Source organism: candidate division WOR-3 bacterium, from assembly GCA_026418155.1.
In the GTDB taxonomy this organism is placed as follows: domain Bacteria; phylum Hydrothermota; class Tepidihabitantia; order Tepidihabitantales; family CAIPLT01; genus JAOABV01.
Window position 1 is genome coordinate 1 of sequence record JAOABV010000034.1, and the last position, 16,896, is coordinate 16,896.

Here is a 16,896-nt window from a genome sequence, read left to right on the forward strand (position 1 = left end):
ATACTATACAGTTTATGAGATTTAATTATAATGGATATGTGAAACAGGTCTTGAAATTAGCAAAAATTAATTCTTATACTATTTCTTCATTCAAGCAACTATTCTCGAGATTTTTCATTTTTTTCTTGACAAACAGTGTTTTTTTTCTATAGTATTTTCCAACTATGGAAATAAATACAACAAAAGCGTTTCAGTGCTTACAAATGAAGAATCTTTAGATAAATTATTATGGTTTATCAATATGTTCAGTTTATAAATATCTCGAAGACTCAACTGAAACGCGGAGTATAATATGAAAGGAGGTGAAGTATAATATGGCTAAAATTACCAAAGCTGCCTTAATAAAAAAACTTGCTGAGGGAGCGGAACTTCCCAAGAAATCAGCTGAGGCCTTCCTTAATACTTTAATTCAAACGATTATGACTGCGATGAAGAAAGGTGATAAAGTGGCGATTCCTGGATTCGGAACATTTATGATTCGAAAAACTAAAGCCCGCATCGGCCGTAATCCGGCTACTGGTGAAAAAATTAATATTCCTGCCAAGAAAAAAGCGGTATTCCGTCCAGGCAAAGAATTAAAAGAAATGGTTAAAAAAGCATAATACAAAACCCAACAGGGTAATGTTAAGGAAGGGGGCAGTAAAGATTCAAGACATCTTGACTGCACCCTTCCTTTTATCTACTCCAAAAACTTTAATTGCAATATAAAAATTTGGTAGGAGTGAATAGTCTATATTAAATTAAATATAAAAATATGTAATTATTACCTATTTCATTAGATTATACGGTCAGCAAAATGAGCTCAAAATTAACTGCCCTACGATTTGAGAGTAATCATCTCATTATTTTAGACCAGACGCAGCTTCCTCAAAAAGTTTGTTATCTTAGACTCAGAAATTATATAGAAGTAATTTCCGCAATAAAATCATTAAAGATTCGTGGCGCACCCTTAATTGGAGTTGCCGGTGCTTATGCTCTGGCTATGGAAGCAAACCGTAAAGTTACACATAGCCGAAATGATTTAAGGAAAATTGCCGAAAGAATAAAACTGGCACGGCCCACTGCGGTCAATCTGAGTTGGGCAATTAATCGGCTCTTACAAATCATTGATAATCCTCAAATCGATGATAAGAATTTATCATCGTTATTAATCTCTGAAGCGGTCAAAATTCATCTACGAGAACAATTAAACTCTTATCAAATGAGTGCCATCGGAGCTAATCTCATTAAGCATGACGATACGATTATGACAATATGTAATACAGGATGGCTTGCAACTCCCGGCATCGGCACGGCCTTAGGCGCAATTTTTATCGCACATCAACAAAAGAAAAATATCAAAGTGTATGTCTTAGAAACCAGACCTCTACTTCAAGGAGCACGACTTACTACCTTTGAACTTCTTAGCGCCCAAATTCCTTGTGTTCTGATTACAGACAATATGATGGCAAGTGTTATGGAGAAAGTAGACCTTGTTTTAGTGGGGGCGGACCGCATAGCGAAAAATGGAGACACGGCTAATAAAATTGGAACCTTAACTTTAGCCATTACTGCTCACTATTATCAAGTTCCCTTTTATGTCGTTGCCCCCAGTTCCAGTTTTGACCTAACTAAATTTTGCGGCAAAGAGATACCCGTTGAACTGCGAAACCCAAAAGAAGTAATTGATTGTGCCGAACATCAAGTGGCGCCAAGTAAAGTCAATGTGTATAACCCAGCATTTGATATTACGCCCCATAATCTAATTACTGGATTTGTTACGGAAAAAGGAATTATTCGACCACCTTACATAAGAAATATTGTGCGACAATTATCAAACTCTCCAATACAATCTTAAGCAATGCCTGTCAATGGTTAATCCGGCAGTTTTGATTTTTTTATTGGTTACTATCGGTACCGGCGATAGCCTACCACCTTTACCATTTGATAAATTATGGAAAATAGAAATGACTTATCAAGATACCTCGTTCAAGCGAGTTAAAATAGATTCTTTTTATATTCAGGTGCGCACCGGCAATATCTTCAGCGGAGATTTACTATTAAGCAAACTGCTCGGGAAAAAATTGTCCTTAAGTTTTTCATTACAAGGAGTCAATGACTACGATTTTAGTAGATTATTCAAGTATAATAGTACAATAAATCTTATTTGCCTGACAAAAAACTTTTTGCAGGAATTCGGTTTTGCTGTGCAGAAAAAAAAGCGGGTTTTCCGATATTATGATGGGGTAATATTATCTTATACCCCAACTTGGTTTATTGACATGGGGGCACTACAATTAAACGCCATTGTTCGAGGAACCAGATATTTTGATAGAACAGAGAAAAAAATTCTTTTAACTCATTCGAATTTCATTTTCAATTATCCAACTCTACTGGGTAATATTAATACTACGGCTCAAGGTATCTTCCAAAATCAGTTTTATAGCCTTATTAAATTTAATGATTTGATTACCTTGGGCGATAAATTTTTTATCAAACCTGAAGTCGCATATGATATTAAAAAAAGCCAACTGGGCGTTGGTTTGCATAGTGGGTTTCATCTGGGGAATTTCACATTGCTGACCAATTTTAGTAAAAATCAAACTGAAATATGCTATTTTGACACATTATATCAGCATATCTATCCCATCATAATCAATAACAACTTGGATTATCCAATAAATGATTGGTATGGCACTATCGCATTGTCTACCAAACACCATCAAATTTTGGTTCTTTATCAACAATCTCAATCTTATCTTACTTTCAATTTACAAGACTCCTGGTTAATTCTAACTAATAGCCAGAGTAAATTGCAACAATATACTTTTAAGTTACAGAATTATTGGCGGTTTCTTAATAGTTCTACTGTCTTAAGTTATACCCCTAATGAACTACCTGTTATCCCTAAATACTTTTTTGCCGAATCTCTGCAAGTAATATTTAATAATTTTGATATTAACCTTAGATTCCTTATTATGGGTAATCGGTATTTTTATCCGCAACGATTATTTTCTTATTGGGTCTTTACATCCGAAATTGGGTATAATCTAATTTTCTTATCCTCTCAATTTCGCTTAAGAAAATTGAGATTTTCTTTCTGTGCGGAAAACATTTTTAATCAGAAATATGAAATCCTTCCTAATAAATTTGATTTCGGTCGGAAACTTACTATTAGTTTAGCATATGCTCAATGAGTAAATCAAAAATCAATTCAGCAACTTTTAACCAAGTAATTTTAAAATCAATTCGATACATTCTCACTGAGATTTGTATAGCGCCGGTTTTTAATGCAAGGGCTAATTTATATTAACTGGGGGCTCTTATAATGAAATGAATACCATTTTTGAATCCGACCGATATTCCTCTGTGTTAATGCAGTTTTGCTCTGCTTGCGAGACCAGCCTTCACTCCTTTCCGCTCTATCGAGCATTGCCCAGGTTCTCAAAAACAGAGACTCTTTGGTATCGGAGATTCTTTTTCGCCTACACTGATTAAAATAACATTTTGAGACTCTGCGGTCAAATTGTAGAAATCAGTGAAATTTTGGAATTCCTTTCATAATAAAGTAATGCCGGCTAAACATTAAGCGGTCGGAACTTTATTATTCTTATGAATGATTCTAATCTTAAACTTGCTCCACCCACTAAAACACCATCGATATCCGGCTGCGTCATTAAAATATCGATGTTTTCTGGGGTAACACTTCCGCCATAAAGGATTCTGATTTTATCGGCTGAGTCTTTGCTCCATTTTTTAGCGATATTTTCTCTAATATAACTATGAATTTCTTCTGCCTGGTCTGGAGTCGCAGTTTTTCCAGTCCCAATTGCCCAAACCGGCTCATAGGCTATGACCACATTATTTATATTATCGAGCGTCTTCAGTCCTGTTTCCAATTGTCTCTTCACTACACTTAAAGTTTGATTGTTCTCGCGCTCAGCAAGCGTTTCTCCAATACATAAGATTGGCTTTAGTCCAATTTGTAATGCAGTATGAAGTTTCTTATTAATTATCTCATCAGTTTCGGCAAAATATTGTCTTCGTTCTGAATGTCCTAAAATAACATATTGGCAGCCGAGTTCTTTAAGAAATTCACCTGAAATTTCACCGGTAAAAGCGCCTTTAATCTCCCAATGCATATTTTGTGCGCCGAGTCGAATATTAGAATTTTTGATTACTTCTGCTACCACAGATAAAGCAGTAAACGGTGGGCAAATTAATACCTCCGACTGGATTTCTTCCAATAGTGCTTCAACTAACGCTTGAGCAAACTCTTTGGCTTCTTGTGGTGATTTGTTCATTTTCCAGTTACCGGCAATAAGGGGTATTCTCATTTCAAACACATTTTCTAATTGTAATCTCAGATATCTTTTAATGCTTTGATGCCGGGGAGTTCTCTGCCTTCTAAAAATTCTAAGGAAGCGCCACCAGCCGTTGAAACAAAACTGACTTTATCTTTTAATCCTAATTTACTAAGACAAGCAACTGTATCACCACCACCAACAACAGAAGTTGCACCGGCCTTTGTCGCATCAGCAATAGCTAATCCGATTTCTCTACTACCATTGGCAAATTTATCAATTTCAAAGATTCCGATAGGTCCTGCCCAAACAATTGTCTGAGCCGATTTAATTATATCTTTGTAAATCTGACAAGTTTGCGGTCCGATATCAACACCTGACCAATTGGTTGGAATCTCGTTGGAATAAACCACTTGCGTATAGGCATCAGCCGCAATTTTTTCGGCAACTAAAACATCGGTTGGCAATTTTATCTTTTTTTCATTGAGTAAATTTCTCGTTTCTTCTAACATTTCAGGTTCAAAGATCGAATTGCCGATTTCATATCCCTGTGCCTTAAAGAAATTGAAAATCAGACCGCCACCAAGAAGAAGATGGTCAACTTTCTTTGACAGATTTTTAATGACCCCGAGTTTGTCAGTTATCTTGGCTCCGCCGATAATAGCAACATAAGGATGCTTTGGTGATTCGACCACATAACTGAGATATTCAATCTCTTTTTCCATTAAAAATCCGGCTGCTGGATTATCGAAATATCGGGTAACACCTTCGGTGGAACTATGAGCTCGATGGGCAGTAGCAAATGCATCGTTTACATATATTTCTCCTAATTCTGCCAGCGCTTTAGCAAAGGTAGGGTCATTTTTCTCTTCTTCTGGATGAAATCTCAAATTTTCCAAAAGCACAACATCTCCAGGTTTTGCTCTTTCAATAACACCTTTCACATTCGGGCCGATACAATCTTCAGTAAAAAGCACTTCTTTATTAATCAATTGCGACAGTTTTGTTGCCACTGGTTTTAACGAATATTTCGGGTCAGGTTTACCTTTAGGCTTGCCTAAATGCGACATTAGAATCGCAATACCATTCTGCTCGATGATATATTCAATTGTTGGTAATGCTGCGCGAATGCGCGTATCGTCACTAATTTCGCCGGTAGATGAAAGTGGTACATTAAAATCAACCCGCACTAAAACTTTCTTATTTTTTACTTCTAAATCTCTAATGGATAGTTTTTTCATAACTTAGCTACTTATGTGAAATAATATATTCAATTAAATCAATCACTCGACAAGTATAGCCCCATTCGTTGTCATACCAAGCAAAGAGTTTAACTAAGTTTTTATCAATCACCGCAGTAAGCGTGGAATCAAAGATTGCGGAATAAGGACTTCCGGTAAAATCGATTGAAACTAAAGGCTCAGTTAGATATTGGATATATTTTTTCATTGGTCCATTGCAAGCCTTTTCAAATGCCATATTAACTTCTTCTTTAGTTGTTTCTTTTTCCACGACGCAAGACAAGTCAACCAAGGAGACATCAGCCGTTGGCACACGAATGGCAGTGCCGTCAATTTTCCCTTTAAGTTCCGGAAAGACTACTCCAATAAGTTTTGCGGCACCAGTCGAAGTTGGAATCATTGACATCGCACCGGCTCGAGCGCGTCGTAAATCTTTATGCGGTGCATCTAAGATATTCTGGTCATTAGTATAAGCATGAATTGTTGTCATATATCCGCGCTGAATCTTGAAATTTTCGTGTAGAACCTTTGCTATTGGCACGACACAATTAGTCGTGCAGGAAGCATTCGAAATAATCTGGTCGGTTTTGGGGTCATAAATCTGTTCGTTCACACCCATCACAATTGATTTTACAGGTGTTTCACCTTTTGGTGGTGCCGTGATAATAACTTTTTTGGCACCAGCATCAAGATGAGCTTTAGATTTTTCGTAGGAAGTAAAAGCTCCACTGGATTCCACGACAATCTCAATACCTAAATCTTTCCAGGGAAGTTTTGAAGGGTCTTTTTCCGAAAACGCCTTGATTTCTTTATCATTAACCAGAAAGGAATCTGCTTTGGCAACCACAGTGCCATTAAATGTCCGATGGACGGAATCATATTTAAACAGATGAGCCAGGGTTTTAGCGTCAGTAATATCATTAACTGCGACAATGTCAAAATTTTTATTATTGAGACCGGCTCTTAATACTAATCGGCCAATTCGACCAAAGCCATTAATTGCTACTTTTACTGCCATAAGTTCCTCCTAAATGAATAATTATTTTTTATTCTATTTTTGCAATATTTTTGAGAATAAACTAAAAACATTTTTAATATTGCCAATTAACTAAACAAGTTATTCTGCAAGCATTAATTCATAAATTATATAAGTTTATAATTAAGTTTATAGTTTATAATATAAATCCATAAGTTTATAATATAAATCAAAATGTCTTAAAAGTCAATCTTTTTCTGTATTCCGTAAAAGTATCACCAACATCAGATTAGTCGAAGTATAATTTAATAAAATCTAATTTTCTTTGTTAAATTTAATCGTTTTTATGAAATACACTTTACAATTATTAATTTTTGATTACAATAGAAATTGTCTTTGGGGGATCGTCTAACGGCAGGACTGCAGACTCTGGATCTGCGTATCGGGGTTCGAATCCCTGTCCCCCAGATAAAAATAAAAAATTAACTATCAAAATTAGAAAGCGTGTCAGCAAAATCGAAAGTATCATTTATGGCATAATAAATTGATAAAGATAAAATGGATTACCGTATCTATTCATTAATTGCTTTATTATTTTGGGGACTATGGGCATATTTTTCTAAGGTTCTAACTAAAAGTCTTATTACCGAACATTTAGCATTTTTCACTTCAATCGGTGCCTGGCTTGCTATAGCCATTTATGCCTTGATAAGAACTAAGATATATTTTAGCCTCAATTCGTTCTGGGCAATTCTCGTTGGTATTTCTGCTTCAATTGCAACATTAGCGTTTTATATCGCCCTATCTAAAGGGCCGGCTTGTGTTGTCGTGCCTTTAACTGGATTATATATTGTTGTGCCGGTAATTTTAGCTTACATATTTTTATCTGAACCACTAACACTAAATCACATCATCGGTATTATCACTGCAATAATTGCAATCTTCTTTTTATCCCGATAGGAGATATAAGAAATATAATCGAATTTTAAGAAATATAATCAAATTTAGGGGAAAATTGGGAATAAGGTATTTTGTTTGGTATTATAAAAATCTGGCACCAATTAAACGAGCCAGAAATATAATCAAATCTTGTGGAAAATCGGAAATATGGTCTTTATGTGTATAATAAAAATGTCGGCACTAATCAAATGAGCCACTGGCCTATTTGACCGAAAAGGCAAAGGATTCGGCGACTTTATCTGCTATCCTATTGACTATCGTAAGGTTAAATCATTCGGTCACCTAAAGGGCAATCGAAATATCTGTAGATTGGGCGGTCAGAAGGGTAAGCCGGCGGGTTGCCGAGGGGTATGCCCTCCGGCCTGCCCCCTGGCTTGCTGACCGGCTTGCCTGTTAGACGGCTGAGGATGTCAGGGGAGCCGATAGTTAAAGGAAAAGTATAATTGAGTTGATTACAGATTATCTATTAAAAAAAACGTCTGGATGGGTCATCAAAACTGAACGGTAAAGAATATGCTTATCTTTAATTTACACAATTTCAATCAACATCGACAATATCTCTTTGAAGCGTTGTCCAAAATTAATTTAGCGGTTGATTTCTGCTATTTAGAAAAAATCGAGACCCTGCATTTAGTTCGTGGTCACAGAAAAAAATGTGTCTTATCTGTGTTTATCTACGACCAAAGGCTTACTTGCTGATATTTTTACACTTAATACCGAATTAACTAATTTATTGATGCGTGTTTGTGCGGTCGGCTCATTTACCATCGATTCGATTGGAAAAGTTGTCTCTTCAAGGATTGTTACATCTTGAAATCCACTCTTTTTTATTATCTCAATATATTTTTTCTTTCTTGTGGCGCCAGATAAGCAACTGAGATAACCTTCAACCGAATTCTTAATTACCGTGGGAAGTTCTTTTTCTAACATTATATCTGCAACTATTATTTTTCCACCTGGTTTCAGGACTCGAAAAGCTTCTTGGAATACTTTCCTTTTATTAGGCGAAAGATTAATCACACAATTGGAAATTATGACATCTATTGAATTATCCGCAACCGGCAAGTTTTCAATTTCTCCGAGACGAAACTCAACATTTTTATAGCCACCTTTTTGCGCATTTGTTCGTGCTTTCTCGATCATCTCAGGAGTCATATCGACTCCGATGACCTTACCTTTCATTCCGACTTTTCTCGCAGCCAGCAACACATCCAATCCGGCACCTGAGCCAAGGTCGAGTACCACATCACCTCTTTTTATTGATGCGAAAGCAAGTGGATTTCCACATCCCAGACTGAGATTAGCATCTTTGGGAACTGCTCGTATTTCTTTTTCGGTATACCCAATCTTTTTACTAATATCTAATGCACTAACTGTTTTGCAACAAGATTGAGTTAAAGCACAACAGGAAGAATTCTCTTTAGCAATTTTAGCATATCTTTGACGGACAATCTTTTTTATTTCGTTCGTCTTTTTCATTTTCTTAATTCTTCAAATTAGTATCGCACCAAAAAAGAGTTTTTAATGCGTTGTTCGTTATGTTTAAGCAGTCACAATTATTGAACTGCCTTTTTTTGTAATCGTTCCCATCGTTGGTTCACTTCATTCTGAAATGCTTCCAGAAGATATTTGTTCTCAGGTTTAAACAAATGTCGGAACCGGTCTTGCCCTTTCAACCACTCTTCGACCGGTCTTTTTTCTTTTGGGATATAATTGATTTTATAAGAGCCGCCTTCCCATTCATACAATGGCCAGAAACAAGTTTCGACAGCGAGTTTCGCCATTTCAATTGTTTTGGCTGAAGGGTAACCCCAACCTAATGGACAAGGAACTAAAACATTAATAAAACTTGAACCTTGAATTGAGAGCGCTTTACGAACTTTATTGGCTAAATCATTCCAATTCCAGACTGTTGCTTGTGCTGCATAGGGGATATCATGTGCAATCATTATTTCAACAATATCTTTACGCCATCGGAGTTTACCGGGTTGAACTTTTCCCACGGGTGATGTTGTGGTATGTGCTCCCAGTGGTGTTGCTGATGACCGTTGGATTCCAGTATTCATATAGGCTTGATTATCTAAACAAACATATAAGAAGCGGTGATTCCTTTCCACAGCACCGGATAGCGCTTGGAAACCAATATCATAAGTTCCACCGTCACCGCCAAAAGCAATAAAATTAATATTTTCGGTTATTTCACCCCGGCGTTTAAATGTATTATATGCGGCCTCAATTCCGGAGATGGTGGCTGCAGCATTTTCAAAGGCATTATGAAACATTGGTACCTGCCAGGCAGTATGCGGATATATTGTTGAAACAATCTCTAAACATCCAGTCGGCATTACGCAGACTACGGGTTTGATTGCCGCCAGTAAGACTTGTCTTACTGCTAAGACTTCACCACAGCCAGTACAAGCCCTGTGACCTGGTGAAAACAATTCCGGTTCTTTAGCAAGTTCTTTAATTGATGGCATTATTACCTCACTCTCATTGCTGACATTTCATAAAAAGTGTTTTATCTATTAGCATTATTGTTCACTCTTTCTTTGGCAAGTCCATTAATTGACAGCATTATTAACTTGCCTTCGTTTTGACATCTGATATAAAATTCTCTAACTATTTGCATTATTTATCTTACTCCAATATACGACACTTCATCTTTTATTTTGCCCGTTTCTTTAATTTGGAACAACTCATCAAACACCATTTTAATATCATCTTGAGATATTTCACGGCCTCCTAATCCATAAACATAAGATGGCGTCAGTGGTTTTGGGTTTATGTTATAAAGTGCAGCCCGAACCTCGGTTGCTAATGGACTGATATAGGAATTCATCGATTCCACACGGTCTAAGATACCGACTACTTTAAATTTCTTAAAGATTTCTGCCATTTTTTTATAGAGCAATGGTCGGAAAATGCGTAATTTGACGACCCCAACTTTTTTGCCTTGTTCTCGTAACTCATCAACTACAATTTTTGCTGTGCCGACAGTTGAGCCCATTGCTAAGATAACGATTTCAGCATCTTCGGTCCGATACTCATCAATCACCGGGTATTTTCTACCAAATTTCTTAGCATATTCTTCAATTACATCTTCAATAATTGGTAATACTTGTCTCATGCCTTCGGCTTCAGCCCGTTTGTGTTCAAAATAGGAATCAGTAAGACACGCTGGACTAACCGTAATTGGATTTTTGACATCTAAAAGCGAATAATTGGGCTTAAATTTACCGACAAAATTGCGAACCTCAACATCTTCTAATACTTCTATTCGTTCCATACAATGAGAGAGAATAAATCCATCAATGGCGACAATTACAGGGAGAAAAGCTTTTTCCGCGATCTTTACTGCTTGAATCACACTGTCATAACCTTCTTGGGAACTTTCACAAAAAATTTGAATCCAACCCGAATCGCGCGACGCCACTGAATCAGAATGGTCGCAATGAATATTCAATGGTGAGGATAATGAACGGGAAGCAACGCACATCACTATCGGCAATCTCAAACCAGAAGCAATAAATAACATCTCATGCATTAAAGCCAGTCCTTGTGACGCAGTTGCGGTCATTGCTCGGGCACCAGCAGCCGCAGCGCCAATGCACGCGCTCATTGCTGAATGTTCTGATTCCACTGGAATATATTCTGTATCGACCAACCCATCTGCAACAAAACTGGAAAAGATTTGGACAATTTCAGTTGATGGTGTAATCGGGTATGCGGCGACAACATCAGGATTACATTGTTTCATCGCATACGCCATTGCTTCGTTGCCAGTTTTGGCGACAATCATTTTCGCTCCTTTATCATTTGATTTAGTCGCACAATCATTCTGAACAATGCAAAGCATTCGTAATCCCTGTTAGAAGCATCCATTGCATTCCTATAGGCAAAAGAATAGAATGTGGTTGGAACACTAATCATTTTTTCTCCTTTTCCATTGTAATGGCTTGAACTTTTTTCGGGCAAACTTCAGCACAGATGCCACAGCCTTTACAATAATCATAATTGATTCCTTGATGTTTTCCGTCTTTTAAGATAATTGCGGCATCTGGACAATAAATCCAGCAGGTCAGACAATTGATACATTTTTCTTTATGCCATACTGGCCGGAAACTACGCCAGGCACCAGTTTTATTTTCTAAAATTGCCTTGGTGTCTGTTAAAATTGCTCCGCAAGGCAGTTCTTTCCAAGATTTTAATTTAGCCATATTTTTGCTCCATATTATGAGTACAACGATAAACAATCCCGACAAAAATTTTATCACTCCATTCGGTTGTCATCGTGATAATGATTTCTCTTAACATTCAGATTTTACTTCTTCGTAAGCACGTCTAATTGATTCCAAATTTCCTTTAATAATCTCATCGCGACCACGAAACTTAGCACTCAATTTATGTTTAATTGACTCCATCATCGTGTCATAATTAAAAATTCCAGTGACTTTTACTAAAGCACCGAGCATCGGTGTATTAGGTACATCCCGACCTATTGTCTCTAAAGCAATTTTGGAAGCATTAACACAGTATATCTTAATTTTGCGATTATCTAAATTATAATGTTTTTTTAGTTGTTCTGGAGTTTCTTCGGTATTAACCAACAAAATACCGTCTTCTTTGAGTCCGTCAACAACATTAGCAACTTCTATCAGAGTAGGGTCTAAAACTACGACAATATCTGGTTCTTTGATGCCGGCGTGCGTTCGAATCTCTTTATCCGATAATCGGTTAAAAGCAACGACTGGTGCACCCATTCGTTCCGGTCCGTATTCAGGAAATGCTTGAATATACATTCCGGTTTCCAAGGCAGCTTCGCCAAACAAGAGCGCGGCGGTTTTGGCACCCTGACCACCGCGACCATGCCAGCGAATCTCTAATAATTTTTTACAAACATTAGTTGTCATTTTATACTCCTGTAATTCAAAATTTAGTAACATTCATCATAAGACTTTTTTCAGAAAAAAAGAAGATATAGCCATTTTTTAGGCATATGGGATTATTTGTAATTTGTTAGGTGTAGTATCTCCTTCCGAATTCATCTCATATTTAAGATACGAATCTATTTAGCGTCTAATCTATTTCTATTATTGTCCATTCTAATATTCTTACTATTTAGGTGATTGAGTCCAAATCGTTTTCAAATTTGCTCTTTCAATTGCCATAACAACTGACGGTGATTTCGCTTGCGAACGGTGAGGGGTATTTTTAGGTAACAGATAACCTTCACCTTGTTTAAGTTTAACTGTCTCGTTTTCCAGTTCGATTTCAATTTCACCGCTAATTACAAAGAAGATTTCGTCGCCGTCGTGTTTATGGAACTTATATTGTCCATGGAATAAAGCCAGCAAAATATGGAAACCATTCATCCGGGCAACTTCAATTGGTTCCCATGGTGTAGTCAACTTCTGGGCTAAACTTGCAAAATCAATTTTGGGCATAACAATAAATTTTACAATAAAATATCAGTTTGTCAATTGTAAAAGAGTCATAGGTAAAAAACTTCTTAAGGTATAAAATTACGGATTTTTCCTGATTAATCTTGTAACCCTTGGGTTGATTAGCGGCTAAAAGATTTAGCATCTTTATTAGTAAAAATTAAATTTTGTAAAATTTTTGCCTGATGCTTGACTATTCTGAAAGTTTAATTATAATAATCTATCTCATATGAAAATCAAACTCTCTGCTTCAATTATTATATTGTTAATAACATCTATTTTAGTCTTTTTCCTTGACCAAATAACCAAGATTTTTGTATCTACTTATTTAACAGTACATACACCAGTCAGAGTCTTAGGTGATTTTGGTCGTTTAGTCTTAACCTACAATAAGGGGATTATCTTTGGTATTCCAGTTCGTAGTCACATCATTTATTATGTTCTTCCTTTTGCCGTTGTCTTTATTGTCATCTATTTTGCTATAAAAAATAAAACCAAATTCTTTTCCGTGGCGTATGGATTAATCTTAGGAGGTGCATTGGGAAATCTGTTAGACCGGATTCGGTTGGGCTATGTCATTGATTTTATTGATATTGGTATCAAACATCTTCGCTGGCCAACTTTTAATATCGCCGATGCTACCTTAGTCATTGGTCTTATAATGATAATTGCTAAAGAAGTCTTGCAACCCAAACCACAAACAACAACTACTGCGACTAAAGTTTTATTAACTAAGAATGAATCCCAAGATGACACATAATTGAACAAGGAAGTTTAGTAAATTTGAGTTGTGAGTTGAAACATTGAGTTTTCAATAGAGATGGAAGTATACTTAAATAACAACGCAACGACAAAAGTTGACCCTGAGGTTTTACAAGCAATGCTTCCTTATTTACAAGAGAATTATGGCAACCCTTCTAATCTCCATTCATTTGGCAGAGAAGCCCGAGAAGCATTAGAACAAGCCCGAGAAGAAGTTGCCAATTTTATTAAAGCAAAACCCGAAGAAATCTATTTTACTTCTGGTGGCACAGAATCGAATAATTGGGCAATAAAAGGCATTTTACGAGCGAATTTTAATAAAGGCAATCATATTATTGTCTCCTCGATTGAACATAAATCAGTTCTTCAGCCAGTTGAGTTTTTAGAAAAGATGCGTTATATTGAAACAACCTATCTAAGTGTTGACCAATATGGTTTAGTCGACCCAGACGAACTTACACGCGTAATTTCCCAAAACACAATTTTAGTCTCGGTAATGCATTGTAATAATGAAGTTGGTACAATTCAACCCATAAAAGAACTATGTGACATTGCTCATAAAAATGGGGTCTATTTTCATACGGATGCGGTTGCTTCCGCAGGACAAATCCCTTTAGATGTAAATGAACTCGGAGTTGACTTATTAACTATCTCCGCACATAAAATTCATGGTCCTAAAGGGATTGGCGCATTATATATTAGAGAAGGAACTAAGATTGAAAGAATTATCTATGGCGGTGAACAGGAAAGAGAGATGCGTGCTGGAACAGAAAATGTTCCTGGTATTGTTGGATTTGGTAAGGCAACTGTCATTGCCCAAACCGAATTTGAAAAGAACACACCACAAAAAATTGCCTCTTTACGCGATTATTTTGAAGAAGCAATAACGAGTCAAATTCCTGATGTAAAAGTTAATGGCCATCCAACTCTACGGTCTTGTAGTATCTCAAACCTATCCTTTGCTAATGTTAATAATAGAGAATTAATTGAGAGATTAGATAAATACGGAATTAAGGTATCTGCTGGTTCGGCTTGTGAAACGAGCAAGAATTTAACATCTCATGTGTTAAAAGCAATGAAGATTGAAAGCAAATATCTCGACTCGCAAGTGCGTTTTGGCTTAAGCAAATATACGACTAAAGAAGAAATTGACTATACGATTGATATATTAGTAAAATTAGTTAAAAGCAATGAATCTTGAGAGCAAATATCTTTACTCACAAGTTCGCTTTGGCTTACGGAAATATCCAACTAAACAGGAAATTGATTATACGATAGAAATTTTAATAAAATTAGTCCAAGAACCCAGTTGTATATGAAATACTGTAAATATCTGGATAATAACTTTCACGAGTCTAATGATACAATTTAAGAGTTTAATAAAATTAATCAAGTCAGTTAAACTACAATGAAGCGCCGAATATATTTAGACAATAACTCAACAACTCCGATTGCGCCCGAAGTATTAGAGGCAATGTTGCCTTATTATTCTGAATATTATGCCAATCCCTCAAGTCCACATTCTTGGGGACGAAAGACTCGTGAGGCAATTGAACAAGCCCGTGCTGAAGTTGCCCAGTTGATTAATGCCAAACCCGAAGAGATTATCTTTACTGCCAGTGGCACTGAAGCCAATAACTTAGCCATTAGAGGTGTTGCTCATGCCTTAATTGGTAAAGGCAATCACCTTATCATTTCCAGCATTGAACATAGTTCAATATTAAATTCGCTATATCTAATAGAAAAATGGCAAATGGGCACTTACACAAAATTACCTGTTAACCATTTTGGATTAGTTGACCCAACTCAGTTAGAATCGGCGATAACCAGACAAACGATTTTAATATCAATAATGCATAGCAATAATGAAATCGGCACAATTCAACCGATAAAGAAATTATGTGATATTGCTCATAAGTATGGTGTCTATTTTCATACTGATGCGGTTGCCTCTGCTGGCAAACTACCAATAGATGTAAAAGAACTGGGTGTGGATTTAATGACAATTTCGGCTCATAAACTTCACGGACCAAAAGGAGTTGGTGCCTTATATGTCAAAGAAGGAACTAAGATTGAAGGAATCATTCTTGGGGGCATGCAAGAGAAGTCTTTAAGAGGTGGAACGGAAAATCTCCCGGGGATAGTCGGCTTTGGTAAAGCCGCAGTTTTAGCCCGCAGAGAATTAGAGCAAGACATTCCTAAAAAGATTGAAACCTTAAGAAATTTTCTGGAATTAAATATCCGAATGCGTATTCCTGAAATCCGATTAAACGGTCATCCCACTCAAAGACTCTGCAATACCTTAAATGTCTCAATTGCTTATGTTGAAGGTGAGGCACTGTTAATGAATTTAGATTTAGAAGGAATTGCGGTATCAGCCGGTTCCGCCTGTGCCTCTGGACGTTCGGAACCATCTCATGTCTTAAAGGCAATTGGTGTTGAAGAAAAATACATCAACTCACCAATTCGTTTTAGTCTGGATAAGAATACAACAAAAGAAGATATTGATTATACTATCGAGACATTAGTAAAAGTAGTTGAGCGGTTAAGAACAATCTCGCCACTTTGGAAAAAGTGTAAAAACTAAAACAGAGAAAACTTTACTTCCGATATTACGAATTTTGAGAACTCACAAATTAGAATTAAATACTTGTTAGTGTGAATAGGTTTTATTTGATTTGATATTATTATCGAAACATCAAATACCAGTCGGCTCATAGAGTATAGAATAATTCTTTGTTGGAGAACAATTAGATACCAAAGATAACCCGCTGCCTCATTATCATCATTCATTTCTTGAATATAAGATAGATTAATTATAATGGTTGGTAACAATCAGACATCAAAGATAACCGTTGCCTTATAACCCTCGTCCGTCTTTTGAATATTAAACATATGATAAGTAGGAGTCTTAATCTCAATCTTTACCTGATGTCTATTCTTATCAAACTTCTCACCGGCGATAATTGCAAACAACTGATTATTTTCAATCTTGATATCCTTAACTTCTTTGGCAACAAAATATTCAGTAGCAAAGATAAAGAGCAGTTCTCGAAACCAATCAAAGAACAATTCTTCCAAAGAAGAAGAGGAAATATTGATTGCTCTATTTTCTTTTATTTCAACTGATTTCAAATCTAAGATATTATCAAAGATTGCAAAAAGGCCATTAGCAAACAATTCGGCTAAATCTTTGCCATAGATTTCCACTCCTAAATCTGAAGTATGGTTCA

17 protein-coding genes and 1 tRNA gene are annotated in these 16,896 nt (G+C 36.3%); 8 read left to right on the top strand and 10 right to left on the bottom strand.

All coding sequences use genetic code 11. The features are described from left to right. Positions 1-323: 323 nt before the first annotated feature. The 3 genes from N2201_05005 to N2201_05015 all read left to right on the top strand — a co-directional run bounded on the left by N2201_05005 (position 324) and on the right by N2201_05015 (position 3,176). Entirely contained in the window at positions 324-602 is a 279-nt protein-coding gene (locus N2201_05005; protein ID MCX7785570.1) for an HU family DNA-binding protein, read from the top strand. A gap of 194 nt (positions 603-796) precedes the next feature. After that, positions 797-1,837, top strand: a complete 1,041-nt coding sequence (gene mtnA / locus N2201_05010; protein ID MCX7785571.1) for an S-methyl-5-thioribose-1-phosphate isomerase — start codon at positions 797-799, stop codon at positions 1,835-1,837. Between the two features lie 43 nt (positions 1,838-1,880). After that, a complete protein-coding gene (locus tag N2201_05015; protein ID MCX7785572.1) occupies positions 1,881-3,176 on the top strand; it encodes a hypothetical protein in 1,296 nt (431 codons plus the stop codon). Between the two features lie 381 nt (positions 3,177-3,557). Here N2201_05015 and tpiA read toward each other — a convergent pair whose 3' ends face one another. The 3 genes from tpiA to gap are packed head-to-tail and all read right to left on the bottom strand — an operon-like array spanning position 3,558 to position 6,542. Continuing rightward, positions 3,558-4,316 carry a triose-phosphate isomerase gene (gene tpiA, locus N2201_05020; protein MCX7785573.1) on the bottom strand — a complete coding sequence of 253 codons (759 nt, stop codon included), beginning with the start codon at positions 4,314-4,316 and terminating at the stop codon, positions 3,558-3,560. A 26-nt stretch (positions 4,317-4,342) separates the two neighbouring features. Next, positions 4,343-5,524 carry a phosphoglycerate kinase gene (locus N2201_05025; GenBank protein MCX7785574.1) on the bottom strand — a complete coding sequence of 394 codons (1,182 nt, stop codon included), beginning with the start codon at positions 5,522-5,524 and terminating at the stop codon, positions 4,343-4,345. 7 nt (positions 5,525-5,531) lie between these two features. Further along, positions 5,532-6,542 (bottom strand): type I glyceraldehyde-3-phosphate dehydrogenase, encoded by a 1,011-nt coding sequence (gap, locus tag N2201_05030; protein MCX7785575.1) that lies wholly within the window; start codon positions 6,540-6,542, stop codon positions 5,532-5,534. Positions 6,543-6,897: 355 nt separating this feature from the next. Here gap and N2201_05035 point away from each other — a divergent pair. Further along, positions 6,898-6,968 (top strand) — tRNA-Gln (locus N2201_05035). 90 nt (positions 6,969-7,058) lie between these two features. Further along, positions 7,059-7,460: an EamA family transporter gene (locus tag N2201_05040; protein MCX7785576.1), complete on the top strand. Its 402-nt coding sequence runs from the start codon at positions 7,059-7,061 to the stop codon at positions 7,458-7,460. A gap of 660 nt (positions 7,461-8,120) precedes the next feature. Here N2201_05040 and arsM read toward each other — a convergent pair. The 6 genes from arsM to N2201_05070 all read right to left on the bottom strand — a co-directional run bounded on the left by arsM (position 8,121) and on the right by N2201_05070 (position 12,904). Further along, positions 8,121-8,939 (bottom strand): arsenite methyltransferase, encoded by an 819-nt coding sequence (arsM, locus tag N2201_05045; GenBank protein MCX7785577.1) that lies wholly within the window; start codon positions 8,937-8,939, stop codon positions 8,121-8,123. A gap of 77 nt (positions 8,940-9,016) precedes the next feature. Continuing rightward, positions 9,017-9,940, bottom strand: a complete 924-nt coding sequence (locus N2201_05050) for a thiamine pyrophosphate-dependent enzyme (GenBank protein MCX7785578.1) — start codon at positions 9,938-9,940, stop codon at positions 9,017-9,019. A gap of 152 nt (positions 9,941-10,092) precedes the next feature. Then, positions 10,093-11,259 carry a pyruvate ferredoxin oxidoreductase gene (porA, locus tag N2201_05055; GenBank protein MCX7785579.1) on the bottom strand — a complete coding sequence of 389 codons (1,167 nt, stop codon included), beginning with the start codon at positions 11,257-11,259 and terminating at the stop codon, positions 10,093-10,095. Positions 11,260-11,386: 127 nt separating this feature from the next. Further along, positions 11,387-11,677, bottom strand: a complete 291-nt coding sequence (locus tag N2201_05060; protein ID MCX7785580.1) for a 4Fe-4S binding protein — start codon at positions 11,675-11,677, stop codon at positions 11,387-11,389. 90 nt (positions 11,678-11,767) lie between these two features. Beyond that, positions 11,768-12,370 carry a 2-oxoacid:acceptor oxidoreductase family protein gene (locus tag N2201_05065; protein MCX7785581.1) on the bottom strand — a complete coding sequence of 201 codons (603 nt, stop codon included), beginning with the start codon at positions 12,368-12,370 and terminating at the stop codon, positions 11,768-11,770. Between the two features lie 204 nt (positions 12,371-12,574). Beyond that, complete coding sequence (locus N2201_05070; GenBank protein ID MCX7785582.1) at positions 12,575-12,904, bottom strand: cupin domain-containing protein; 330 nt, start codon at positions 12,902-12,904, stop codon at positions 12,575-12,577. Between the two features lie 226 nt (positions 12,905-13,130). Here N2201_05070 and lspA point away from each other — a divergent pair, with 226 nt between their 5' ends. The 3 genes from lspA to N2201_05085 all read left to right on the top strand — a co-directional run bounded on the left by lspA (position 13,131) and on the right by N2201_05085 (position 16,250). Further along, a complete protein-coding gene (gene lspA, locus N2201_05075) occupies positions 13,131-13,661 on the top strand; it encodes a signal peptidase II (GenBank protein ID MCX7785583.1) in 531 nt (176 codons plus the stop codon). Between the two features lie 60 nt (positions 13,662-13,721). Further along, the gene (locus tag N2201_05080; GenBank protein ID MCX7785584.1) at positions 13,722-14,864 is read left to right on the top strand and encodes a cysteine desulfurase; all 1,143 of its coding nucleotides are present in this window, start codon (positions 13,722-13,724) and stop codon (positions 14,862-14,864) included. A 207-nt stretch (positions 14,865-15,071) separates the two neighbouring features. Continuing rightward, positions 15,072-16,250, top strand: coding sequence for a cysteine desulfurase (locus tag N2201_05085; protein MCX7785585.1), 1,179 nt, complete (start codon positions 15,072-15,074; stop codon positions 16,248-16,250). Between the two features lie 248 nt (positions 16,251-16,498). On the opposite strand, the gene N2201_05090 is transcribed toward N2201_05085, so the two are convergent. Further along, positions 16,499-16,896: archease (locus tag N2201_05090; GenBank protein ID MCX7785586.1), on the bottom strand; the 398-nt coding region annotated here is incomplete at its 5' end.

What these genes read in the sequence shown, in the direction of transcription:
- mtnA (MCX7785571.1), top strand. Translation starts at nt 797, where the DNA reads ATGAGCTCAAAATTAACTGCCCTACGATTTGAGAGTAATCATCTCATT.
- tpiA (MCX7785573.1), bottom strand. Translation starts at nt 4,316, where the DNA reads ATGAGAATACCCCTTATTGCCGGTAACTGGAAAATGAACAAATCACCA.
- N2201_05025 (MCX7785574.1), bottom strand. Translation starts at nt 5,524, where the DNA reads ATGAAAAAACTATCCATTAGAGATTTAGAAGTAAAAAATAAGAAAGTT.
- gap (MCX7785575.1), bottom strand. Translation starts at nt 6,542, where the DNA reads ATGGCAGTAAAAGTAGCAATTAATGGCTTTGGTCGAATTGGCCGATTA.
- N2201_05040 (MCX7785576.1), top strand. Translation starts at nt 7,059, where the DNA reads ATGGATTACCGTATCTATTCATTAATTGCTTTATTATTTTGGGGACTA.
- arsM (MCX7785577.1), bottom strand. Translation starts at nt 8,939, where the DNA reads ATGAAAAAGACGAACGAAATAAAAAAGATTGTCCGTCAAAGATATGCT.
- porA (MCX7785579.1), bottom strand. Translation starts at nt 11,259, where the DNA reads ATGATTGTCGCCAAAACTGGCAACGAAGCAATGGCGTATGCGATGAAA.
- N2201_05060 (MCX7785580.1), bottom strand. Translation starts at nt 11,677, where the DNA reads ATGGCTAAATTAAAATCTTGGAAAGAACTGCCTTGCGGAGCAATTTTA.
- N2201_05065 (MCX7785581.1), bottom strand. Translation starts at nt 12,370, where the DNA reads ATGACAACTAATGTTTGTAAAAAATTATTAGAGATTCGCTGGCATGGT.
- N2201_05070 (MCX7785582.1), bottom strand. Translation starts at nt 12,904, where the DNA reads ATGCCCAAAATTGATTTTGCAAGTTTAGCCCAGAAGTTGACTACACCA.
- lspA (MCX7785583.1), top strand. Translation starts at nt 13,131, where the DNA reads ATGAAAATCAAACTCTCTGCTTCAATTATTATATTGTTAATAACATCT.
- N2201_05080 (MCX7785584.1), top strand. Translation starts at nt 13,722, where the DNA reads ATGGAAGTATACTTAAATAACAACGCAACGACAAAAGTTGACCCTGAG.
- N2201_05085 (MCX7785585.1), top strand. Translation starts at nt 15,072, where the DNA reads ATGAAGCGCCGAATATATTTAGACAATAACTCAACAACTCCGATTGCG.